19 protein-coding genes are annotated in these 23,335 nt (G+C 41.1%); 8 read left to right on the top strand and 11 right to left on the bottom strand.

The genetic code is table 11. The features are described from left to right. Positions 1-789 precede the first annotated feature (789 nt). The 4 genes from mnmE to rpmH form a co-directional block, all read right to left on the bottom strand. Positions 790-2,157 carry a tRNA uridine-5-carboxymethylaminomethyl(34) synthesis GTPase MnmE gene (mnmE, locus tag A3774_RS12340; protein WP_067867907.1) on the bottom strand — a complete coding sequence of 456 codons (1,368 nt, stop codon included), beginning with the start codon at positions 2,155-2,157 and terminating at the stop codon, positions 790-792. Positions 2,158-2,289: 132 nt separating this feature from the next. Then, on the bottom strand, positions 2,290-3,939 hold the full coding sequence (gene yidC / locus A3774_RS12335; protein ID WP_067867904.1) for a membrane protein insertase YidC: 1,650 nt from the start codon (positions 3,937-3,939) through the stop codon (positions 2,290-2,292). A gap of 15 nt (positions 3,940-3,954) precedes the next feature. Further along, entirely contained in the window at positions 3,955-4,266 is a 312-nt protein-coding gene (gene rnpA, locus A3774_RS12330) for a ribonuclease P protein component (RefSeq protein ID WP_231867983.1), read from the bottom strand. Between the two features lie 89 nt (positions 4,267-4,355). Further along, positions 4,356-4,490: a 50S ribosomal protein L34 gene (gene rpmH, locus A3774_RS12325; protein WP_067867899.1), complete on the bottom strand. Its 135-nt coding sequence runs from the start codon at positions 4,488-4,490 to the stop codon at positions 4,356-4,358. 686 nt (positions 4,491-5,176) lie between these two features. On the opposite strand from rpmH, the gene dnaA reads away from it, so the two are divergent. The 4 genes from dnaA to gyrB all read left to right on the top strand — a co-directional run bounded on the left by dnaA (position 5,177) and on the right by gyrB (position 11,513). Then, the gene (gene dnaA / locus A3774_RS12315) at positions 5,177-6,727 is read left to right on the top strand and encodes a chromosomal replication initiator protein DnaA (RefSeq protein WP_067867893.1); all 1,551 of its coding nucleotides are present in this window, start codon (positions 5,177-5,179) and stop codon (positions 6,725-6,727) included. A gap of 47 nt (positions 6,728-6,774) precedes the next feature. Beyond that, positions 6,775-7,878, top strand: coding sequence for a DNA polymerase III subunit beta (gene dnaN / locus A3774_RS12310; RefSeq protein WP_067867890.1), 1,104 nt, complete (start codon positions 6,775-6,777; stop codon positions 7,876-7,878). 92 nt (positions 7,879-7,970) lie between these two features. Continuing rightward, the gene (gene recF / locus A3774_RS12305; protein ID WP_067867888.1) at positions 7,971-9,053 is read left to right on the top strand and encodes a DNA replication/repair protein RecF; all 1,083 of its coding nucleotides are present in this window, start codon (positions 7,971-7,973) and stop codon (positions 9,051-9,053) included. 30 nt (positions 9,054-9,083) lie between these two features. Beyond that, a complete protein-coding gene (gene gyrB, locus A3774_RS12300; RefSeq protein WP_067867885.1) occupies positions 9,084-11,513 on the top strand; it encodes a DNA topoisomerase (ATP-hydrolyzing) subunit B in 2,430 nt (809 codons plus the stop codon). 187 nt (positions 11,514-11,700) lie between these two features. On the opposite strand, the gene A3774_RS12295 is transcribed toward gyrB, so the two are convergent. The 5 genes from A3774_RS12295 to A3774_RS12275 all read right to left on the bottom strand — a co-directional run bounded on the left by A3774_RS12295 (position 11,701) and on the right by A3774_RS12275 (position 16,923). Continuing rightward, positions 11,701-12,312, bottom strand: coding sequence for a hypothetical protein (locus tag A3774_RS12295; protein WP_067867882.1), 612 nt, complete (start codon positions 12,310-12,312; stop codon positions 11,701-11,703). A 62-nt stretch (positions 12,313-12,374) separates the two neighbouring features. After that, entirely contained in the window at positions 12,375-12,956 is a 582-nt protein-coding gene (locus A3774_RS12290; protein WP_067867880.1) for a hypothetical protein, read from the bottom strand. A gap of 81 nt (positions 12,957-13,037) precedes the next feature. Beyond that, a complete protein-coding gene (locus A3774_RS12285; RefSeq protein ID WP_067867877.1) occupies positions 13,038-13,367 on the bottom strand; it encodes a hypothetical protein in 330 nt (109 codons plus the stop codon). Between the two features lie 491 nt (positions 13,368-13,858). Further along, positions 13,859-15,235, bottom strand: a complete 1,377-nt coding sequence (locus tag A3774_RS12280; protein ID WP_067867874.1) for a UvrD-helicase domain-containing protein — start codon at positions 15,233-15,235, stop codon at positions 13,859-13,861. Continuing rightward, a complete protein-coding gene (locus A3774_RS12275) occupies positions 15,232-16,923 on the bottom strand; it encodes an ATP-dependent nuclease (RefSeq protein WP_067867871.1) in 1,692 nt (563 codons plus the stop codon). The genes A3774_RS12280 and A3774_RS12275 overlap by 4 nt, the downstream gene beginning before the upstream one ends. A 259-nt stretch (positions 16,924-17,182) precedes the next feature. On the opposite strand from A3774_RS12275, the gene A3774_RS12270 reads away from it, so the two are divergent. From A3774_RS12270 to A3774_RS12260, 3 genes are all read left to right on the top strand, one after another. Further along, positions 17,183-18,118: a hypothetical protein gene (locus tag A3774_RS12270; protein WP_067867868.1), complete on the top strand. Its 936-nt coding sequence runs from the start codon at positions 17,183-17,185 to the stop codon at positions 18,116-18,118. 321 nt (positions 18,119-18,439) lie between these two features. Continuing rightward, the gene (locus A3774_RS12265; protein ID WP_067867865.1) at positions 18,440-19,387 is read left to right on the top strand and encodes an Abi family protein; all 948 of its coding nucleotides are present in this window, start codon (positions 18,440-18,442) and stop codon (positions 19,385-19,387) included. Positions 19,388-19,721: 334 nt separating this feature from the next. Beyond that, a complete protein-coding gene (locus tag A3774_RS12260; protein ID WP_067867862.1) occupies positions 19,722-19,985 on the top strand; it encodes a hypothetical protein in 264 nt (87 codons plus the stop codon). A gap of 731 nt (positions 19,986-20,716) precedes the next feature. Here A3774_RS12260 and A3774_RS12255 read toward each other — a convergent pair. Together A3774_RS12255 and A3774_RS12250 are read right to left on the bottom strand one after the other, a co-directional pair. Beyond that, positions 20,717-21,238 (bottom strand): GNAT family N-acetyltransferase, encoded by a 522-nt coding sequence (locus A3774_RS12255; protein WP_067867859.1) that lies wholly within the window; start codon positions 21,236-21,238, stop codon positions 20,717-20,719. Next, positions 21,216-21,521, bottom strand: a complete 306-nt coding sequence (locus A3774_RS12250; RefSeq protein ID WP_067867856.1) for a type II toxin-antitoxin system TacA family antitoxin — start codon at positions 21,519-21,521, stop codon at positions 21,216-21,218. The genes A3774_RS12255 and A3774_RS12250 overlap by 23 nt, the downstream gene beginning before the upstream one ends. A 581-nt stretch (positions 21,522-22,102) precedes the next feature. Here A3774_RS12250 and A3774_RS12245 point away from each other — a divergent pair. Beyond that, positions 22,103-23,260: an RNA-binding domain-containing protein gene (locus A3774_RS12245; RefSeq protein ID WP_067867853.1), complete on the top strand. Its 1,158-nt coding sequence runs from the start codon at positions 22,103-22,105 to the stop codon at positions 23,258-23,260. Positions 23,261-23,335: the final 75 nt, after the last annotated feature.

The following is a 23,335-nucleotide window of genomic DNA, read 5'->3' as shown; positions in this document are numbered from 1 at the left end:
TATAAAAATTTAAAAAAACTTATCAACACCACTGTATATTTAGTGGCCAAGCAATTATTAATTATAAACTATTGATATATATAAATAAATTATACTTATTAGCAGAGTGATACACTTAATTAGATGTGATGTTTATAAATTTGATGTCTATTTTTTTGTGGATAATATGGTAATAACTTTTTATTTACCTGTTAAGAATAAGATAATAAGTTTTTTTACTCTAAATCTGCAAAAAATAAGTTTTTACTTAAATATTGGCTTTAATTCTTCTCTAATGTGGAGCGATCTGGGTTTTGTTCATGCTTTCATCGCTTAAGTTGGCTTTTGGTACAGAAACAGCAACTAAATATGTCCAAAGTAAAATATAGAGTTTGCAAAGAGGGATTGGTTATCATTTTGAATACGATTAAATATGATAAACAACCTGCTAGAGAGAGTGTTAGTTGTTGCCAACCTGCTGCTGACTTATTATGTGCAAATTATCGATATGAATCAGTAGATAGCAATGGTTGCTGATCTGTTGAGCGGTTAGATTTATTTTGAAGCGAGTAATGCGTAATTTCTAGTTCCGAATTGGAAAATTGCGACGGTAATGTGCATACAGATATAGAGCAATTAGAATCCGTTGTTGCTAATTTTAAAACATATAAAAAATCACTTAATTATTTTATTAAATAACGTTAGTTAGCTACTAAAAAGGCCGCTATTAGCGGCCTTTTTTATTGAATTGGTTATTTGTTAAACTATTTTTCATACTATATCTATAGGTTATATAGTGTAAGTAATTAATCACTTCCCGATACAGAAAGAGCTAAATATTCGACCTAGTAAATCATCAGATGAAAAGGCGCCGGTAATTTCGTTTAAAGTGTGTTGAGCTTGACGGAGATCTTCAGCAAGCAGCTCCCCTGCTCCATTGACTTCTAACTGTGTTTGTCCAATACGTAGTAATGCATGGGCCCGTTCTAGTGCATCAAGATGGCGTCGTCTTGCCATAAAACCGCCTTCCGTCGTTGCACTAAAGCCCATGCACTGTTTTAAGTGCTCACGCAGTAGATCTACACCGATTTGAGATTTAGCGGATAAGGTGATGGTTGTATGATCTTGTGCTTCGATAATACCGATTGTTTCACCGCTAAGATCAGCTTTATTTCTGATGACGGTAATTTTGCTTGAATCCGGTAATTGGTGAACAAATTCAGGCCATATTTTTTCTGGATTATCTGTTTCTGTTGATTGGCTATCAACCATCAATAATACAAGATCGGCCTTTTTTATCTCCTGCCATGCGCGGTCGATACCTATACGTTCAACTTCATCAGGTGCATCGCGTAGGCCTGCTGTATCAATAATATGAAGTGGCATACCATCAATATGAATATGCTCCCTTAGTACATCTCGAGTTGTCCCCGCGATATCTGTGACTATAGCGGTTTCCCGTCCGGCTAAGGCATTAAGTAGGCTAGATTTACCCGCATTCGGTCTACCGGCAATCACTACGTTCATTCCCTCACGTAGTAAACTCCCCTGTTTTGCCTCGACTTGAACGTCGGCAATTTTCTCTAGGATGGTATTAAGGTCTTTGAGCACTTTGCCATCGGCCAGAAAGTCGATCTCCTCTTCGGGGAAATCAATAGCGGCTTCTACATAGATGCGCAACTGGATTAAAGCTTCTACCAAATCATGTATTCGGTTTGAAAATTCACCTTGTAGGGAGCGGATAGCGCAGCGAGCGGCTTGTTCAGATGAGCTATCTATCAGATCAGCTATCGCCTCTGCTTGAGCAAGATCTAACTTATCGTTTAGGAAAGCTCGTTCTGAAAATTCACCTGGTTTAGCTAAACGCGCACCCAATTCTATCGCGCGCCTTAAGATTAAATCGACTATCACTGGGCCGCCGTGACCTTGTAGCTCTAATATATCTTCTCCGGTAAATGAATTAGGTCCGGGAAAATAGAGAGCAATCCCCTGGTCTATTTCTAACCCGTTGTCATCAAAAAAAGGGCCATAATAGGCATAACGGGGCTTAAGTTCTGTTTTAAGAACCTGTGTCGCAATCTCTTTGGCCAAAGGGCCTGAAATTCGGACGATACCAACACCACCACGACCGGGAGGGGTAGCTTGAGCGGTAATCGTATCTTTGGCGGTAAGTGTCATAGTGTCTCTCTACAGATTATTTCTAATCAATCCTAAGTGTGCGCAGTCTATCACTTTAAGATAGAACGATCAGGCACAAAAAAGCCGCTAATTGTTAGCGGCTTTTTATGAGCGGATTTATCTAAGTAATATCTACTTATCGGTTCCCGCTTCAATCTGTTTATTGATCACATATTGTTGAGCTATAGACAGTATGTTGTTCACCACCCAGTAAAGGGTTAGACCTGCTGGGAACCAAAGGAAGAAGAAGGTGAACATAATGGGTAGCATCTTCATGATCTTCGCCTGCATTGGATCTGGAGGTGTTGGGTTCAACATCTGCTGGATAAACATACTTGCACCCATAATAATCGGTAGGATGAAGTATGGATCTTTAACCGATAGATCCGCTAGGTATAGGAACTCTGCATGTCTAAGGTCAACGGATTCCATCAATACCCAGTATAGCGCAATGAAGATCGGCATCTGAGCAACAATAGGTAAACAACCACCTAAAGGATTGATCTTTTCCTTTTGGTAAAGCTTCATCATCTCGGAAGACATCTTCTGGCGATCATCACCATAAAGTTCTTTAAGACGAGTCATCTCAGGGCCAAATTTACGCATTTTAGCCATAGACTTGAAGGCTTTTGCGTTTAGTTGGAATAAAGCAGCTTTCACAATAATAGTGATACCGATGATCGCAAGACCCCAGTTACCAACTATACCGTGGATCCATTTTAGCAACATATATAGAGGAGAAGCGATCCACCAAAGCACACCGTAATCTACCGTTAGCTTAAGGTTTTCATCGGCCATTTCCATAATGTCCTGATCTTTAGGACCTGCGTAGAAGTTAGCACTTACTGTTTTGCTATCGCCTGCAGTTACAGTAAAATCAGGAGATAGGAAACCTGCAATATAATTACCGTTCAACTTACGAGTTTGGTAGTTATATTCGGCACCTTTCTCTGGAATCCAAGCACTTAAGAAATAGTGCTGGGACATAGCTACCCAGCCATCTAGGCTTTTCTCTTTAAACTGCTTTTCGTCGATATCATCAAAGTCATATTTAGTGTAGTTGTTCTCTTGTGTAGAGAAAACCGGACCTAAATAAGATTGCATACCCATATCAGTTGTTGATGTAGGGTCTGCACTATTATCACGTTTAATCTGACCAAACAGGTTAGCTGACCAGCTTTCTTCAGACTGGTTGTTAACGATGAATTCAAGGCCGATTTCGTAAGAACCTTTATTAAAGGTATAACGCTTAGTGATCTGAACAGCATTCTCAGTAACGTAAGTTAAATCAACAGAGAGAGAATCTTGATCGTCTAAGATAAATTCACTCTGAGATATAGCGTAAGTTGGGCGACCATTTGCACTGGCATCTGGACCATTTTTACCAACTAGACCACTCTGAGAAACGTAAGTACGTTCTGCTGTTTGCTCAAGTAATACGAATGGAAGCTCAGAACCTAGTACCGCTTTATATTCAGGTAAAGATACCTGAATAATATCGCCGCCTTTAGTATCTATAGTTACATTCAATACGTCAGTTTTCACCTCAACTAGAGATGCTTTCTGAGCTTGAGCTGCTGTTGCTGGTAGATCACCAGCTTGAGCTGTTGCCTCTACTGCCGCCGGCAGATCAGACACTGCGGGTTGTGTTTCATAAGCAGAAACAGAGGTTGTTACTTGCTCAGCTTGAGGTTGCTGACCGTAATCTTGGTTCCATTGTAGCACCAGCATGTAGCTGATCAGGCAAAGTGCTCCAATAAGAATAATGCGCTGTACATCCATGGGTTAGGGACCAAATCAGGTTTTCTTTAACTTTCTCGATTTATTATTTAATCGGGACCAGCATTTCTTCATCAGCTTGTGGACGTCTTGATTTTCCATCTCTCCTAGGCCCTTTCGAGCAAGGATAATGATGTCCACAGCAGGCAAATTATGTTGATTCAGACGAAATGATTCGCGAATGATACGCCGAACACGGTTACGTTTCACCGCTAGACGAACATTTTTTTTAGAAATAACGAAACCAATTCGAGCTTGGTCAAGATTATTGGGGCGAGAAAGTATGAGGAGAGGCTGGTCTGGTACCTTCAACTGTACGTCGTCAAACACACTTTGAAAGTCCCGGCCGGTCAACAAACGTAACCGGCGTGGGTAACTGAATTCGGTCATTCAAATAAACCAGACCTTTTTGTCAGCCATTAAGCTGACAGGCGTTTACGGCCTTTAGCACGGCGGCGGTTAATAACCGCACGTCCAGCTTTAGTAGCCATACGTGAACGAAATCCGTGAGTGCGTTTACGTTTTAGTACGCTTGGTTGAAATGTTCTTTTCATCGGTCAATCCTGCCAACGCATTTGATGAATGAAATACGCAGCCAAATTGACTACGCGAAAAAATAGAGGCGGAATTCTAGTGAATTTGTCGGGAGGGTTCAATCTATTTTTACTAATAATCACTGTTTTTTAACAAACAGAGCCATTTATTGCCATTTTAAGGCCTTATCTGAGCTAGAGTATAGGAGCAAAATCTTTAAATAGAGGTTTTTGAAATTTTTAATACTCGCTAACTTTAGCTATCGGTCTTTAAATTTTATTGTTGGCTTTTAAATTTATATGTAAGCGATAAACACTATATTCGGCCCTTTTAAAGACGGTAAATTTAGTATTTGATTGTTTTTGTTACTAACTCTGTTAGTTGTGTGGATAACTCCTGCGAGCGCTTGAAAAATATACCCCTTGTTTACTGTATAACTTTGGGGATTAAAAGTGGGTTAGTTGTGATTATAAGCATGAATTTCTTTTAATAAACAATCACCAACGTCCCTATTTATAGGGCTTTTGAGAAATGGAAAAAATATAAAAAGAATTACAAAAAAGGCCCCTGCTTTGTGGATAAGTGAAGCAGAAGTAGTTAGAATCCTTCTATACTTTGGTGTATCTCTATACATATGCAGTACATCTGCTTGCCAGAGTAAAATACTAATAATCATAATTACAGGATAGAGAAGGGCCTCTCCCTTATGTCGACGGAACTATGGGCGCGTTGTTTACATAGCCTTCAGGATGAGTTTCCGACTCAGCAATACAATACATGGATTCGACCTTTAAAAGTCGCGCCTGAAAGTGCTGATCGGTTAGTTCTGGTAGCCCCCAACCGTTTTGTACGTGATTGGGTGAATGACAAGTTCCTTTCGCGCATCCGCCAAGTGGTGTGTGATGTTAGCGGTGATATATCCACAGAAGTTGCACTAGACGTTGCTAACAATCGCGGCGTTGCTGCTCCTCGGCCACGGACTGCTGCTATAGCTGCACGTCGCCCTGCTCCACCTGCACGCCCTGCTGAAACAATTTTTAATCCAGAACAACATAACAGTTTTGAAGCTGCTACTACCTCTCCTCCTGCTGAATCTCCTAGAGAAAATATATTTCAGCCGGGTCTGGAGCCTGAGCCATCTCAGATTCAAATGCCGATGCATATGCCAACGCCTCCACCACAACAACAGCCGATGGCTGAGCGTATGGTTAATGTTGAAGGCGGACTTAAGCATCCACAATCTAAATTAAACCAGTCTTTTACCTTTGAAAGTTTTGTTCAAGGTAAATCTAACCAGCTAGCTTTAGCCGCTGCACGACAGGTCGGCGATAATCCTGGTGTTTCTTATAACCCACTCTTTATTTACGGTGGTGTTGGTTTAGGTAAAACCCACTTGATGCATGCGGTGGGTAACGAGATGTTGAAGCGCAACCCAAATGCGAAGATCGTTTATCTTCACTCTGAACGTTTTGTTGCAGACATGGTTAAAGCCCTACAGCTCAACGCGATCAATGATTTTAAGCGTTACTATCGATCTGTTGACGCGTTATTGATTGATGATATTCAGTTCTTTGCCGGTAAAGAGCGTTCACAGGAAGAGTTTTTCCACACATTTAATGCCCTGTTAGAGGGTGGTCAACAGATGATTCTGACCAGTGACCGCTATCCAAAAGAGATTAACGGTGTTGAAGAGCGTCTTAAATCCCGATTTGGTTGGGGTTTAACCGTTGCCATTGAACCACCCGAATTAGAAACGCGCGTTGCTATATTAATGAAGAAAGCTGACGAAGCCCGTGTCCGCTTACCGGATGATGCCGCTTTCTTCCTTGCTCAAAAAATCAGGTCCAATGTCCGTGAATTAGAGGGTGCTTTAAAGCGTGTAATTGCCAATGCTCATTTCACAGGTAGTGCAATAACAACACCTTTTATTAAAGAATCTCTAAAAGACCTACTGGCATTGCAGGATAAACAGGTTAGTATTGATAATATTCAACGAGTTGTAGCTGATTATTATAAAATTAAGGTTTCTGATCTGTTGTCGAAAAGACGCAGCCGTTCTGTTGCTAGACCACGCCAAGTAGCGATGAGTCTATCAAAAGAGCTGACTAACCATAGTTTGCCAGAAATTGGTGACGCTTTTGGTGGTCGTGATCACACTACTGTGCTCCACGCTTGTCGTAAGATAAAGGAGTTGCGCGAGAGTGATGCGGATATCAGAGAAGATTATAAGAATTTACTGCGCCATCTAACGGCGTAAATATACCGGTCTTAATCCGGCCATATATAAAGGTAGGTGGGTAAACGATGAAATTTGTCATCTCACGTGAAGCGCTGATTAAGCCTCTGCAACTAGTTGCAGGTGTGGTTGAGCGCCGACAGACATTGCCAGTGCTATCCAATATTTTATTGGTGGCTGAAGGAGATCAGCTGTCCATGACCGGTACAGACCTAGAGGTCGAACTGGTTGGACGTGTGACACTGGACGAGCCTGCTGAAGCAGGTTCAGTGACAGTGCCAGCACGTAAGCTGATGGATATCTGTAAATCCTTGCCTGATTCTGCAAGAATCGAGCTGACGCTTACCGGTCAGAAAATGGTGATTAAAGCGGGTCGTAGTCGCTTTAGTTTATCAACTCTGCCTGCTGCAGAATTTCCAAATGTTGAAGACAGTCCAGAAACTCTAGAGCTATCTATGGTGCAGCAGCAGTTGCGTAACCTGATCGATAAGACGGGTTTCTCAATGGCTCAACAGGATGTGCGATACTACCTTAACGGTATGTTGTTAGAGATCGCAGATGGTCAGCTTCGCGCCGTATCTACAGATGGACACCGTTTAGCAACCAGTGTGACCAATGTTGAAGCGCAAGAAGGTCTTCAGCATCAGATCATTGTGCCGCGTAAAGGTATTCTTGAGCTTGCCCGTCTACTGCAAAGTGGTGAGGATGAGTTACGTTTAGTCATTGGTGCCAGTCATATTCGTGCCCATGTGGGTGACTTTACCTTCACATCTAAACTTGTTGATGGCAAATTCCCGGATTATGAGCGCGTTATCCCGAAAAATGGCGACAAGATTCTGTTAAGTGATCGTATGGAACTACGTCAAGTTCTAAGCCGTATCGCGATTCTTTCTAATGAAAAGTATCGTGGTGTGCGTCTTGCTCTTTCTCCCGGTTATCTACAGGTTATGGCTAATAACCCAGAGCAGGAAGAAGCGGAAGAAACATTGGCGGTTGATTATGATGGCGATAGTTTAGAGGTTGGCTTTAACGTTAACTATCTACTGGATTGCTTATCTATTCTTAACTCTGACGTTGTGCGTTTAACTTTATCGGATTCTAACTCCAGTGCGCTGGTTGAAGGGTTTGATGAGGAAGGAAACCTATACGTTGTTATGCCAATGCGTATGTAATTAACAGTATATCTTGTGATAAGTACTGAATTACATAGTGATATTTTTATCCTTGGGAGCTGTGACCAGCTCCCATACTTTACTCCCTCCTGATGTCCATTTCTAAGCTCCAGATTAAATCTGTGCGTAATATCAGCTCAATTAATCTTGAGCCATCCCCTGCTATCAACATCATTTGTGGTGAAAACGGTAGCGGTAAAACCAGTATTCTCGAATCGATCAATATTTTGGGTCTTACTCGCTCCTTCCGAACCAATAAAGCCCATCATGTAGTGCAGAATGATCAGCGCGCTTCCGTTGTGTTTGGTTCTATCGATCCGATGATGCAAGGTTTAAAACAATCCCTTGGTGTTGAGCGCCCAAGTGAAGGTGAAGCAAAAATTCGTTTTGAAGGCTCAGATATAGGTCTTTCTACCCTTGCAGAGCTAATTCCACTGCAAGTTATTAACTCCGATACATTCCTATTATTGGAAGGATCGCCTGCTATTCGGCGACAGTTTTTAGACTGGGGCGTTTTTCATGCAGATAAAGCCTTTATTCAGCTCTGGAGAGGCTTCAGAAGAGTATTAAAACAGCGGAACACACTGCTTAAATGTGGTAAGATTGACAATCAGTTACGTCGGGTTTGGGATAGTGAATTTATCGCCTTTTCAGACCAGCTAACTCGCTTGAGAAAAGAGTACCTCAGCTTGCTAAAACCGGAGTTTGATTCGGTAGTTTCACAGCTACTTGAGGGTATCAAAATCGAGTTGGGTTTTAGCTATGGTTGGGATAAAAAACGACAGTTAGATGAAGTGTTAGCAAGCAACTTTGAACGCGACCTTCGTCAAGGCTTTACCGGCAGCGGGCCTCAACGTGCCGATCTGCGTTTAAAAGTAGATGGCCATAATGCGGCTGAGCGTCTATCCCGAGGCCAAAAAAAATTAGTGGTCAGTGCCCTTAAGTTAGCTCAAGGCGCACTGTTTCAGCGGATGAACAGCCGCCCCTGTATCTATCTGATCGATGATCTACCTTCAGAGTTAGATCAGGTACATGGAGAACTGTTCTGTAAAGTGTTAGAGCAAAGCTCTAACCAGTGTTTTATAACTTGTGTCGATGACAGCGCCCTAAAGGCCTACTGGAGTCCACAAACGGAAATAGCCACTTTTCGTATAGCAGAAGGTAGCCTTTGCTAACTCACTGTACGGAAGCGTTAGGAGACTTGAATGAGCGGCGAAAATAATCAAGATTATGATTCCTCAAGTATCAAGGTATTAAAAGGCCTAGATGCAGTAAGGAAACGCCCAGGCATGTATATTGGTGATACAGACGACGGTACAGGTCTGCACCACATGGTATTTGAGGTTGTTGATAACTCGATCGATGAAGCCTTAGCGGGTCATTGTGATGAGATCAAAGTCGTCATCCACCCTGACGAAAGTGTTACGGTTTCCGATAACGGTCGTGGTATCCCAACCGATATTCATGAAGAGGAAGGGATCTCAGCTGCCGAAGTTATTATGACGGTACTCCATGCCGGCGGTAAGTTTGATGATAACTCCTATAAAGTATCCGGTGGTTTGCATGGTGTAGGTGTCTCTGTTGTAAACGCCCTCTCCTCCAAATTAAAAATGACCATCCGTCGTAACGGCAAAGTGCATGAACAAGTGTACTCACATGGTGAACCACAGTCGCCTTTAACGGTTGTTGGAGAAACTGATACCAGCGGGACTATGGTACGTTTTTGGCCTTCAGAAGATACCTTTACTAATCACATTACGTTTAAGTTTGAAGTGTTGGCCAAACGGCTACGAGAGTTATCATTCTTGAATTCAGGCGTGCGTATTGTTCTTAAAGATGAGCGTTCAGCCACTGAAGAAGTGTTTGAATATGAAGGTGGTTTAAGCTCATTTGTTGATTACCTAAACACTAATAAAACCACCGTCAACAAAGTGTTCCACTTTACCGCTGATCACGAAAGCGGCGTCGCAGTTGAAGTAGCGATGCAGTGGAATGACTCTTACCAAGAAAGTATTCACTGTTTTACTAACAACATTCCACAGCGCGATGGTGGTACCCACCTTTCAGGTTTCCGTGCCGCGCTGACTCGCTCTTTAAATACTTATATTGAAAGTGAAGGCCTTAACAAAGGCGGTAAAGTTAGCACAACAGGTGATGATAGCCGTGAAGGTCTAACCGCGATTATTTCAGTTAAAGTGCCTGATCCTAAGTTCTCATCACAAACCAAAGATAAGTTAGTGTCATCTGAAGTTAAATCTGCGGTTGAGCAAACCATGGGTGAACTGTTAGCTGATTACCTTCGTGAAAACCCACAGGAAGCTAAAGCGGTCGTATCTAAAATGATCGACGCAGCCCGTGCCCGTGAAGCTGCGCGTAAAGCCCGAGAGATGACTCGACGTAAAGGCGCACTAGATATCGCTGGCTTACCCGGTAAGCTTGCTGACTGCCAGGAAAAAGATCCTGCACTGTCCGAAATCTACCTAGTGGAGGGTGATTCTGCGGGTGGATCGGCAAAACAAGGCCGTTCACGTAAAACGCAGGCAATTCTACCACTTAAAGGTAAAATTCTTAACGTGGAAAAAGCACGTTTCGACAAGATGCTAAGTTCAGCAGAAGTTGGCACCCTAATCACGGCGCTAGGCTGTGGTATAGGTCGCGAAGAGTACAACCCAGATAAGCTACGCTACCATCACATCATAATCATGACCGATGCCGACGTAGATGGATCCCATATCCGTACCCTACTTCTGACCTTCTTCTTCCGTCAGATGCCGGAACTGATTGAACGTGGTTACATCTACATCGCTCAGCCACCGCTATACAAAATCAAAAAAGGTAAGCAAGAGCAGTACCTTAAAGATGATGAAGCGTTGGATTCCTACTTACTACAAGGCGCATTAGACGGTACAACACTACACGTTAACGCAAATGCACCAGGTATCGGCGGCCAAGAGCTAGAGACGCTTATATACGAATACCGTGCAGTTATTCGCACAATAAACCGTATGTCTCGTGTTTATCCTTTTGCGTTGCTTAAATCATTGCTTAATGTGGCTGTGCCTTTCCCACGTGAAACAATGACAGACCAATCAGCGGTTGCTGAATGGTGTGACGCGTTTGATGACGCATTAGCAGGCTTCTCCGATAAAGCGGTTAGCTACCAATGTGTCGTGGTAGAAGACAAAGAACACAGCAACTTTGTACCTAAAGTGATGATGTTGCAGCATGGGGTATCCCATGATTACATTCTTAATGAAGAGTTCTTCGCCTCCCGTGAATACAGCTCCATTATTAAAATGGCCGGTACACTGGCTGGCTTACTTGAAGACGGCGCTTACCTACAACGGGGCGAACGCACCCGTGAGATCACCGACTTTGAAGAAGGCCTAAACTGGCTACTGGATCTATCCCGCCGTGGCCACTACATCCAGCGCTACAAAGGTCTAGGTGAGATGAACCCAGAACAACTTTGGGAAACCACCATGGACCCAGAGTCACGCCGTATGCTGCAAGTAACGATTGAAGATGCGATTACCGCCGATCAGCTATTCACCACCCTAATGGGTGACGAAGTTGAACCGCGTCGTAACTTTATCGAAGCCAACGCACTACAAGTTGCTAACTTGGATGTGTAGTTTGTCATTTTGTCAAATCTCATTTGAAATGAAATGGCGTCTCAGCATAGTGAAATAACGTCTCATTTAAAATGAAATTAGGGGAAAAAAGCAGCCGAATAGGCTGCTTTTTTATTGGAGTTAATGCATTAGCAGGTCTGTTTTAAACCATGCATTTGCACAGCAAGCATCAGTTGACTTAGCAGCTTTATAGATTGCTGGTTTGTTTTTCATCTTTAAGAACCTGTTCCATCAAAGGGAACGAGAAGTTTCTTAAGTTTGGATTTTTTAGACGAATATCACCAATTATCTGTGTTAACGTTCTGCCTTTTGCGTCTTTACTAACAATTCGATTGAAACTTGTAATTGCAAAAGAGTTTGTAGGACGTGATGGGTTCTTATTAATATATTCAAGAAACTTCCTTAGTCCAGCTTTAGGGGCTTTTCCTCCCCAAGCTGAGCACAATATGTGAATTGCGTTTCTTAGCTCTTTATTTAGTGGATGTAGCTGCTGTGCTTCACCTCCATTCCCACCTCCTTGACCTCCATATTGAGCTTGAAAGGGGTCAAACAGTTGAAGAGGATTATGATTTATTAATTGGAGAAGCTGATCGCCGCAATCGTAACCAACGCAGAAAGTGTCAATATCTTTGGTCTGTTTGTTTTCTGCCTCAAATAGATAATATTTATCCGTTATTGGGCCACAGCATCCGTTTATTTTTTGCCCGCTCAATAGTCTTACGTAAACTACTGGTTTTATATCGTAGTTCGATACTATGTCTAATTTAGCTTTATCCCCACGACAATTGGTAATGCTCATTTACTATCCTTTACTGCTAATGCCTATCTAAGAGGAAGTCGTGCAGCGACGATTCGCTACAGCTACTTATTATATTGAGAAATCCAAATTTTTAATTCTGGCCACCAAATATTATTAACGTCTGTATCCTTTGGGACCTTTGCATTAGGTTTTGGCTTAAATTTCCGGTCTTTTGGTAAATTGGCCTTAGATCCCCAAAATGGCTTAGGAGCTAAATCACTTGGGATTGCTGGATTCTCCAACATGCTATCAGCGTTTGCGTCTATGATTTCTTCTTTTGTGCAAACCCAACAATGTATCCATGAGAAACCGTTGCTGTATGTTGCTTTCCCTAACACAACTTTTGAGTAAATACCTAAGTGGTTCAATGAGAGACTAAGAAGCATGGCAAACTGTTGGCACATTTCAGAACGGCCAAATAAATTCTCATCGACAAGAGAAGCTACTTTATCGATTAATGCTTTTCGAAATTCTTCATTTAATATTTTTGAGTCATCTATAAGCAGTTCAGATGGAGATGTTCGCTCACCATTGAGTTTTTGCTGCCTGATAATATTTACTATTTTTATTTGTTCAGGATGTGCGAACTGAAGAAATTCATCAGAAGACATGTTTTCAGCTGGAGATATTTCCCTTAATTCCATTTTTATATCCTTTCGATCAATAGCGTATAACGCCTCAGTAAATGCGCAAAGAGCGTCCAATCGAGGCGATTGAATTTTTCCTTATATCTTTTCTTGGTTGTATTTCAACCACTCATCTACATAAACATAAGATCCGTAAAGAATTACATCCAAAAGCAGAAATGGCATGATTATTCCTGTTGCTGCCTTATCCTCACCTACTGCAACCAGTGCTGTTCCGGTTAAGACAATTGCCATTACCCCAAAAGGGAACATTAAGAGCTTAATGACTTGTAAAGCTCTAAAACGAAGCTTAAAGGTGGTTTTTTGCCAAGCAGTATTAGGATTGTGGGTCGGATTTTCGATCTCTACCATTATGTCTTGCGGTTCACTTCCTAGCTCTCTCTTTAATTTTTCGATTTCAAGCTTCAATTTAGTGTGCTCTAAGTGATGATACTTGAATCTGAATTTATGAAAGCGCCCAGATAACAAGACCGTACCAAGTTTACAGTGCATACGAATAGGATGTGTTGAATTTTATGTTTGAGAAGATAGTCATTTATCCTCTGTAGCTTGTCAGTTACAGAGCTATTTATTGTGAGGGTCTTACGTATGGACGATTCCATGAGTTAGGCACTTTGAATGGTTAAGACGTTATTATTTTAGTTTGTTTAATCCGCTAGTGGCTGTTTTTTCACCTATCCAAATAGTTTTCTCTATTTGTGAATATAGAGTATTTAGTTAACTGTAAATCGTTACTTCTTCAGTCATTGGATTAGTTCCTAGCTGATATAGCAGTAGTTAAGCGGTAATACCTAGAACCGTAAGTCCATAGCTCTAAATTGACCAAACGAAGAATCGGAGTAAAACCACTATACATTTTTATGCCTAAAGAGCAGGTGGTGATAAAGAACAACATCAAGTTACTCATGAGAAGCAAAACCTAATGCTTCAATGGCATCTTTCACTACCTCCATGTTAGAACCGGAGAGCAGGTCATGATCCAGGGCCAGTACCAGCTTCTTTTTTGCCCGCGTTAAAGCAACGTAGACTTTCTTCCATTCTTTATTAAAATGATCGGCTTTACTGAGATTATTTCCAGTTAAGTATTTCAGTGTGTTGGTGCTTAGGACAATTACGCATGTATCAGCATCGAGACCTTTAACTGAGTCAATGCTTTGGATAGTAAACTGCACATTATCTTCTTTGCACTTGTCGCATAGTTCATATAGCTGAGCAAAATGATATTTTTCTAAGGTTAATGAATGTCTGGCTTTTAGCCTATTAATAGCGGCTCTCGCACCAATTTCAGTAACATTATTCATGAAGTCGGTAAAAGCTGCTTTAACAAACAATATCTTGTCTTTCTTGTGCTTTGATTCCCGAATCATGTCCTCGATCTCTCTAGGAAATGAATGCTTATGTTTTGATGATGTCGAATAGCGACCGGCTTTCTTGTCGATGCAAACAATCTCTTTTGTTTCTATATAACCACTTAGCAGTTCGTCGTATCTAGCATCGATGGATTCGATATACCATAACTCTCCAACGATTTCTGATAATGACTCCTGTTGCTGATTTTCATAACAAAAGCTGTTTGAGATCGCTAAGATTTCCTTAGGTACTCGTCTAGTTTGATTATTGATCTTTAATATTGTTGCGTATTCTTGTGCTGATATTTTATCAACGAATGTATCAAGTGCTTTGGGGTACTTGATAGCTTGCTTTGGGTCTCCGATCATGTATACGTCAATGCCGTTGCAACCAAATACCTCGAATATTCGCAACGCATCGCTATCTAAGTCTTGGACTTCATCAATAAATATTTTGTCAAAGCAGTTTTCAAGAATAGCCAGGAGTCGTTGAACCTTAGCTTTATTAGCTCTGGTTCTGTGCCTGCTAACTTTTTCATCAATAATTAGTTTGGCGATGTTATAAACGTTTTCAGCGTGAATGACATTTCGCTCTCGCAGTCGTGCAAAAAGGCTATGTTTATACCTAGGGTTACTTGGTAGTATCATAATCGAAGCGTCATTATAGACATCACCGAGAGTGAACGATGAAAACGGGTAGATAATTTCATTCAGCAAAAAGCTATGCACTGTTTGAATGCAAAGATTTTTAGGGATAAACCCATGTTGTTTGATTATTTCTTGTTCGATTTTAGCTGTTGCCGTGTTTGTGTACGTTAAAGCAAATGTTTTTTTATGGTTAGTATAAGCTTTGATGTGCTGTACCAAAGATTCAGCTAATCCGTAAGTTTTACCAGCGCCAGCCCCAGCAATCTGCACTTCAATCATGTTACAGCCTCGATGACCTGAGCAATGTGAGCCGGTAGCTTGATGTCTAATGGGTCTTTGTCTTGAATCATTGCATCACATACATCTAGCATTCTTGCTGTTTTACCATTGATCATGTGCTCCGATACTTCTTTTACGTCTCCTGTCATTCCAAACAAACTATTTAGTAAAGCTAAGTTGTCTTCTGCTTCAACCAAATCAATCTCAAGTGTGTAATTCGTAGTTGTTCTTACAGTGACATTCTCGTGAGCAGTATCATAAGCATCATGTCTTGCTTTTGAGGCATCTGAGTTGTCGTAGTCACGAATAATGCCGATTTTCTTGTTCGGATTACCCTTGTTTAGTTCAAGCCATATATCTAGGAATGTAGCGTAACCACGTTGACCAATAGCAATAATATCAATGTCGTTAAGAGCGGCCTGTTTCGACAGGTATGTGCTAATCAACATTTCTTCTGTTGGACCTTCGACAAGAATGACTTTGTTTGCGAATAGGAGTTTAAGGATGTCGAAGTTCGGTCTTTTTCTCAGGTAATCAACTAGCTTAATTGGAGTGTTTGACAAACTTATCGCGTTCTCTCCTGTAAAAGCCAGCACATTTGAAATTTTGAGTTTGTTGATTATTGATGGGTTGTGAGTCGAAATGATGGTTTGCACGAGCGAACCGCTGTTACTTGAACTCTTCTCAATGAAATCTCGCACGAACCGCAGATTGTTTACACTTAGGTGTGCTTCTGGCTCCTCTATGCAGCAAAAGTTGAAAGTATCGCCGCAGGATTTGTAGTAAGCGAAAAGGATCAGTATGTAAATAAGGTTTCTTTGTCCCAAGCCTTTTTGGTAAAGGAATTCATTGCCGTACTTGAGAGTGATGTTAGATAAGATATTCTTTAGGTTAGGCAGGTTAGGAGTACATTCTAGCTGTTGGATAATACTATCGTAGTTGTCAAAGTCCGGATTGGTTCCGATGATTTTGTTGAATGTTTCTGTTTCTTCGATAGCGTTGAAGAACTCAGAATACGCAGTGTTGATTTGGCTCTTGTCATCATCGTTTAGAGTGTTCATAAGAAGTTTTGTAAAAATGCTATTAGACTTCATTGAACTGCTTTCGGAAAAATCATCTCGCTCAGCATTAATACTATGGATGCTAACGTGTCTTAGGTCACTATATGCGATAGGCTTTTCGTTATTTACTGATACGATTTGGTACTCATATAGTTCGATGGGTAATGTAAACCAGTTAATATCGTCGATAGTTTTTCCTACAAGTGATTTTTTTACTGCTTCAAGCAAATCCGTATCGTCTTTGGGTTTAAAATCATATCTGATTTTGTATGTTTCTTTATCACCATCAGAAACAAGCCATTTAGCTAGTAGTACAGTCTCATAGCTATCTTGTGGATCTGCGAACTCAACAGTAACTGATACTTTTGGGGTTTTCTGAAGTTGATCGGCATCGTCATTAATTACTGACGTTAAGAAGTCAATGACGGTGTCTTTGTTGATATCTGAAATACTTAAACGCTTCTGGCTGAAGTCTATCTGGTTGCCACTGAGTGGTAGCGAAAGAGCGGTGAAGAAGTTCGTTTTACCGGTATCGTTTTCACCAATAACAACAGTCAGTTTTTGCAGTTCGGCCTCAAAAGTACGAAAACTACGATAGTTGTGAATTGTTACTTTCTTTATATACATAAAAAAATCCCTTAGTGTGCTGAAACGCACATATGTCACTGGTCCCTAAGCTATCTGATGCAATATCTCACAATGTCAGGGCTGATCCCATTTCAATAGAGACTTTAAGACTATTTTTTTACATAGATGGCAGAACTAATGAGTGGAATGAGGACAGTTATCGGAAGCTAATTTGATCAAACATGAAGTCTTTATTGACGTAAGTTTAGATTTTACGTAAAGTTTTAATATTCGTATATCTTACTCATGAGGATTTTTAATGGAGTTTCGAGCACCTTCAGTTGCAACAGAACAAAACGCGCGTGCTGCAAAGTACCTCACGAAAAACCTTGAAGATCCAAATGCAGGGGTAGCCGTTCTAGATACTCTTATTAGTGAGTTAGGAAGCGTCGTAGAGAGCTTTCCAGATTGGCATCCAATATTGACGGTACCTGCGAAAGGCTCAACTAAAGAAACTTATTCGATGAAAGAATTGGATGCTTATAAAACTATAGACCACACCGTGATGTTTGTTCGTGGATTTGTGACTTGTCCTTATAGTGAAGATAAAGCTGATCGACTAGTGGTAGCGGTCGAGCAGTTAGATGGGCTTCGTGCTTACCGGCTAGATCAATCTTTATATGCTGATAGTGCTTACCCTGTGGTGGTAGAAGCATATACCGTTGAGTTAGAAGCAGATGGAACTATTCGTAGCCGCGATGCTTTAATTTGGTTTTCACAGCACTTACTTAAAGATGCGTGGAATTTCCAAGTTGCCGAAACTTGGTGGAATATTCGTTCTCTGATTTTGGGTCACCCCCATGGATCTCGCTCTTCTTTATTTGTGAATCAGCACTCAGGTGCTCATATGCGAAAAATTCTAGAAGCTTTCAATAACAGCGGTATGTTTGGCCCTATCAAAGAATCTTCACTCGAAATGTTATCAAAAAAGAAGAGAGACACAATTTGTGAGATTCTCATTCGAAGTGCTGTGACCAGTTGGGATAAGCATAGCGAAAAGTTTGATTTTGAATTACGTGGTGAAACTTGCAAGGTTAATATTCGTGATACGTGGGGCGATGGTCAGGAATTGTCAGTTCAAGTTGTAATTGGCGATCACGATTTATATGTCTCGGGGTTTTTCTATCTACGAGAAGGCCGACCTACATATACCGAACCTTTGGGCAAGCGGGCTTTAGCTGAAAAGTTTTTGTAAAAGCAGATCAACACGCAGTAAAGGGCCTACGAAAAGCTGGTCTATTCATTTTAAGACGTTAGTGCACTTATCGATAAAGAATCTGTTCAGAAGAAAATGATGTATAAGAGAGAAAGCTTAGAAGCCAAAAAGGCCTCCCGTAAGGAAAGCCTTTTTGGTAAAGCATTTGGTATCTTTGCATCTCGGATCTCATAAGGTTGACCTAAGTGAACTCAAATAAGATATAAGCCCGAGTGCTTACGGAACAAAGTATAGCCTAAGTGATTTTAGGATGTCACTATTAATTTTAATGATAACGTTAACGGATTGTGGAGTAAGGCTTTGCTGCCAGCAAATATAAATCAAACAATTGATGATATATCGATTGCAAGAATGTCCTCATATCACTCCTTCTTTTCTAATATTAGTCAACAAGAAGCTTATGGGCTCTATTGTTGGAATGAAGCATTGTCATCTGCACTCTTCCGGCTGATTTCTATCACAGAGGTCGTTCTTCGCAATCGTTTTCATGAGGCTTTTAGCCAAGAGGTTTCTAATCCTCAATCTATAGGGGCTCCGACCGCAAATGATTGGTATAACTACATTAGCTTAAATAGTAAGTCAGCAAGTAAAATTCAGAAGGTAACACATAGATGGGCTAATGGTGGTTGGACCCCCAAGCACCCTTTGCCTACTTCTAATGATGTTGTATCTCAAATGACCTTTGGTTTCTGGCCTGCTTTGTTGAATCAACAATCAATAGTTAATTGGGGAAATGTGTTACCTAATATCGTTCCATATCATCGCTATAAGACATACGCTCATTGGAACAGTACTCATAATAGAGGGGTACTTTGGGCGCGTTTGGATATGGTTAATAAAATACGTAACCGCATTGCTCACTTTGAACCTGTTTGGAAACAAGGGAACTTGATTGAAGAGCGAAGAAGAACACAAAACTCACCCCCTCTGACTATTGATATAGCGGCACCGACTGATACTGCAGGTGCAATAGCTATGTTGAATTTAAAGCATCAGAGAATTGTTGAATTGCTTAGATGGCTCTCGAAAGATAGAGCGCAAGACTATCTTTCCAGCTACATCCATGATCACTTCACTTGGGTATGTTCAATTGAGGGGTTTGAGTCGTATAAAAACTTAAAAGTTGGATCTGAGCTACCTGTAAGCAAGTTTAAGCGTGAGTTGAACAGTATTGTACGTAGACAGGATAAGGTCAAAGTAACGCGCTGTAATACTGATTATGGCACTTTCTATCCAGGTAAAAGGTAAGCACTTGAAGCGATCAGCTGAATCGACCAGCCTTTAGTAGACACCTTATTGTGTTAGATTGGACTGCCCAGACTTCACTAGGCATTTTCCGACTACTCTTTGGGCTGACTAGGCTTCAGTTGATGTCTATACAGGCAGTATAAATGAGTAAGCCCTACTCTGCCTATACTATCAATGCTGATATGACTACAGGAATAGTAGCCCCTCTAGGAGCTACTATTCATCTCATAGGCTAAGTGATCTAGTGACAGTCTATAGCAAAAAAAAAATGAGTTTACGGTTTTTCAGAAGCATGTAATGATGATCATTCACATCAAAAAATGAGGTTATTATCATGCTGTACAGTCCGTTTTGTTCAAATGAGTTAGTAAGAGTGGTTCGAATAGAGGATGGTATGTCTATAGAGTGTAATGGTGAACTTATAGTATATAGCTTTACTAGTGGCACTCTTGAACCTGATGTAGACTGTGGCAGAGATATTCAGCTTGCTAGCAGTATGGAGCTATACGAGACGGATATAAAATACATAATCATGGATAAGGAAAATAAATGGGGTGCTGAGCTACCTAAAGTGCACTCTAGACTAGTTAAGAATTAGCAGCTCTCGTTACTCGCTATAATCGTTCAAATAGCACTCCCCACCCTTTTGATTTACCCAGTACCATCTGCCTATATTGGAATCTAACCTGATCCATGTGATCGGCTAATGATTATCTGTAATAGAGTTCGGATTTCACTACACAGTAGTGGTCTACTAAGCTCTATACACATTGATTTATGTCGCATTGAGTAATCTATTGTGGGTTGTGACGGTTAACTGGCATTTCAAGCTAAGTGAGATTAGCGTCTATATATTTCATTCTATGTGAGAATTTAAGGTGCAGTCCTATTCTCATATAGAGTGAAATAGCCTTTGTTATGAGGCTTCCTCATTTCACTACAAATGAGAAACGACAAAGCATTTACTTACTCTAAAAAGCCCTAACAGCAATGTCGGGGCTTTTTTTATGGCTCTCTAAAGCAAGGATATAAACTAGCTCCGCTCCAAAAATATGCGCTCACTTAGTAAGATAGGAACTCAGCCCCTGAGCGAATGACTGAGCGAATGACTGAGCGAATGACTGAGCGAGTACTGAGCAAATATCTGACCAAGCCTCGGGCAGATATTTTCCTCGGTTAAGTTAATGCTAAGCGCCGGTGCGCGTTTATAGAAAGAAGGTGTTCGCGAAGAAAGAAGCATGGGATGTTCTACAAAAAAAGACCTAATCCCATCGTTTGGTTAAAGTAAAAGTTGATTAGCGGGATCATAACTCTGATCCATTTTCACGTTTAACCGTTTTCCATGGCTAAAGCGACCTTCTTGCAAGTCGTTATGGGGAGGTAAAGCTTGCGTGTATTTTCGCAGCTAACTTCGATAAAGCCATATTGTTTATAAAAACCAACAGCATCTTCTTTTGCATCAACAAAGAGCCCTATTACTGCGGCAGGGTTCTCAGGTTGAGCAGCCAATGCTGTTTTTCTAATACATTCAAGTAGTAGCTGTTCACCGAAGCGATGATTCTTGAAGCTTTTATCTATAGCCATACGAGCTAACGTCAGGGCCGGTGCGGGGTAAGGATAGTTTGCGAGCCGAGGAAAACCATCTGGCACAGATACAGTTGCATAGGCCAGTGTATAAAAACCGATGATTTTCTTGGGCTGTTCAGAATCAACGAGCACAAACGTTTTAGTCAATGAACGTTGATCTGAACTGCTTGCATACTTTGCTAGATAGTCGTTTAAAACATCAACACCGCAATCAAAACCTTTGCGGTCGTGTTGCTTCTTATCAAGTTGAACTGTCTCCAGCATATTTAAATCCACCTTCTTCGTTAAACGTTTTGGCAGCAGTCAAAAGTTTGTTATTGATCGGCGGCGGATTGTCTAGAGCGGCAAAAACAGCTTCTGCCCCTTGCATTGAGAGGCGAATGCTTTGCTCGCTTTCATAAACCGATCGGGCCTTGGTTGTTACGGCCTCTACGATAAATTGAGACAGCGTTGAACCCGATAGATCCGCAGCATTTTTTACAAATTCCTGAACATCCTGCGGAACACGTGCAACGAGCCTTGCGTCCTTTGGTGCTACAACGGTCATTGTTCTCTCCAAATTTTTAGTCTTAGTTTTTCGCCATAAGTAGCGAATGCGGCCACTCACTAAGGTTAATCATACAGATCAGTACTGTGTGCTATTATGGCACACAAGCCTAAATTGTCAATAATGTGTGCTAAACAGGCATACAAAGATAGAAAGAAACAACGTGGTCAAAACCCCGTAGGAGCTCAGCCCCTGAGCGAATTCGGAGCAAGCCTCGTTCAAGATTTTCCCTCTTCTATTGCTGTTTAGGCAGTCTATTTTCACATAAACGCTTTCCCAGCGGATTTACAGTCTTGCCTGTCCAAAATGATAATTGTATTGCCTGCCCGCTTAGGTTAAAAATAGTGATCAATCAGACAGATGGATGTCTGGCATGGGTCGATATGCAGAGCCGCTTTTAGCAGGTTCAATGTCTATCAATTGTTAATACGCATGCTCGTTTTGTCATGGAAGAGTACGATTTAATTCTTTAGTTTCTCCTTCCTTTTCAAATCACACCATCTGTTTGTAACGGATAACGCTGTGGGTAGATATACGGACCCCCGTGTATATAAATGTTACATGCCTAGCTCTGAGATTATATGAAAGAATTAGTTGAACATTTAGTGAAGCAAAAGAGAGAGGGTGACTGGTGGGACTTTAAAAAACAACACCATTCAAACCTTCATGATCTTCTTCATGATCTTTTGTGTTTGGCAAATATCATCTATGACGGCGACCGTTTTATCATATTTGGAGTTAGTGATGATTATGAGATAACTGGCCTCAGCGAAAACGATGTGCGCTATACACAGGCGGATATTTTAAATTTCTTGAGAACTAAGAGTTTTGCATACCACAAAATACCAAATGTAAAATTGCAATCACTTCTAATTGATGGGAAAGAGCTCGATGTTCTTACAATAAGAAATGAAGAATATAAGCCTTATTTCTTGACCAGAGATGAGACCAAGCAAGGAGCTACAGTACGCGCTGGCACAATATACTCTCGCATGGGCGATTCAAATACACCAAAGGATGGAAGTGCAAACCCCTATGAGGTTGAAGCCATGTGGCGTCAACGGTTCGGCTTGGATAAGAAGGCATCCGAACGTTTTATTAATGTGTTGGTCGATTTCAAAAATTGGAAATATGATGGTGTTAGTAAGGCATTCTACGATATTGATCCAGATTACACGATAGAGATAGGTGGTAACGAAGGCTCTGGAGGAAAATTCTGGTGGGAAGAGGGGTTGTTTGAAAAGCCTGACCGGTTCTACTACTACCTCAAGTATAAGGGCGTTGAGCTACATAAAATACTTGTAGTGAGATTTAGAAGTGAAAATCTCAAAATACCGTTTCCAAATATTGAATTTATAAATCATCCGGAAAAGAACGATGGTTGTGAAACAGGGGTATATTGTGACCTGTTTTACTACCTGGAAAATACAATAGAGTATAGCTTGTTTAAACACATTAGAGCTCTGGAGGTTTCTGAGGTAACGAGCAAATCATTCTCTACGCCGATAGAGACGCAAATAAAACCTCGAATCATTGAACTACCCTTTTTAATTTTCGATTCAGAAGAAAGCTTAAAAATGGTCTGCAAAAAGTTAGTTGATAACTATGATGATTTTCTTAAAGTAAGAAATAAATCTGACGACATCAAATCCTCAAGTGACGATATGCAAAAACGATATGCCGCTGAGCGGCTATTCACCGAATGGGCGTACAATATCGTTCACGAAAACAGCATGTAATCGGGTAGCCGAGGGTCTCTAACCCTCAGCCCCCACAACACCCTGCATGCGGATCCGCACAGGGCGTTTCACTGA

This window comes from Neptuniibacter marinus (assembly GCF_001597725.1).
In the GTDB taxonomy this organism is placed as follows: Bacteria; Pseudomonadota; Gammaproteobacteria; order Pseudomonadales; family Balneatricaceae; genus Neptuniibacter; species Neptuniibacter marinus.
This window is presented reverse-complemented; position numbering and strand designations above follow the sequence as displayed.

Bases quoted from the DNA above. Each gene is read 5' to 3' on its own strand.
- mnmE (WP_067867907.1), bottom strand. From the start codon at position 2,157: ATGACACTTACCGCCAAAGATACGATTACCGCTCAAGCTACCCCTCCC.
- yidC (WP_067867904.1), bottom strand. From the start codon at position 3,939: ATGGATGTACAGCGCATTATTCTTATTGGAGCACTTTGCCTGATCAGC.
- rpmH (WP_067867899.1), bottom strand. From the start codon at position 4,490: ATGAAAAGAACATTTCAACCAAGCGTACTAAAACGTAAACGCACTCAC.
- dnaA (WP_067867893.1), top strand. From the start codon at position 5,177: ATGTCGACGGAACTATGGGCGCGTTGTTTACATAGCCTTCAGGATGAG.
- dnaN (WP_067867890.1), top strand. From the start codon at position 6,775: ATGAAATTTGTCATCTCACGTGAAGCGCTGATTAAGCCTCTGCAACTA.
- recF (WP_067867888.1), top strand. From the start codon at position 7,971: ATGTCCATTTCTAAGCTCCAGATTAAATCTGTGCGTAATATCAGCTCA.
- gyrB (WP_067867885.1), top strand. From the start codon at position 9,084: ATGAGCGGCGAAAATAATCAAGATTATGATTCCTCAAGTATCAAGGTA.
- A3774_RS12295 (WP_067867882.1), bottom strand. From the start codon at position 12,312: ATGAGCATTACCAATTGTCGTGGGGATAAAGCTAAATTAGACATAGTA.
- A3774_RS12290 (WP_067867880.1), bottom strand. From the start codon at position 12,956: ATGGAATTAAGGGAAATATCTCCAGCTGAAAACATGTCTTCTGATGAA.
- A3774_RS12280 (WP_067867874.1), bottom strand. From the start codon at position 15,235: ATGATTGAAGTGCAGATTGCTGGGGCTGGCGCTGGTAAAACTTACGGA.
- A3774_RS12275 (WP_067867871.1), bottom strand. From the start codon at position 16,923: ATGTATATAAAGAAAGTAACAATTCACAACTATCGTAGTTTTCGTACT.
- A3774_RS12270 (WP_067867868.1), top strand. From the start codon at position 17,183: ATGGAGTTTCGAGCACCTTCAGTTGCAACAGAACAAAACGCGCGTGCT.
- A3774_RS12260 (WP_067867862.1), top strand. From the start codon at position 19,722: ATGCTGTACAGTCCGTTTTGTTCAAATGAGTTAGTAAGAGTGGTTCGA.
- A3774_RS12255 (WP_067867859.1), bottom strand. From the start codon at position 21,238: ATGCTGGAGACAGTTCAACTTGATAAGAAGCAACACGACCGCAAAGGT.
- A3774_RS12250 (WP_067867856.1), bottom strand. From the start codon at position 21,521: ATGACCGTTGTAGCACCAAAGGACGCAAGGCTCGTTGCACGTGTTCCG.
- A3774_RS12245 (WP_067867853.1), top strand. From the start codon at position 22,103: ATGAAAGAATTAGTTGAACATTTAGTGAAGCAAAAGAGAGAGGGTGAC.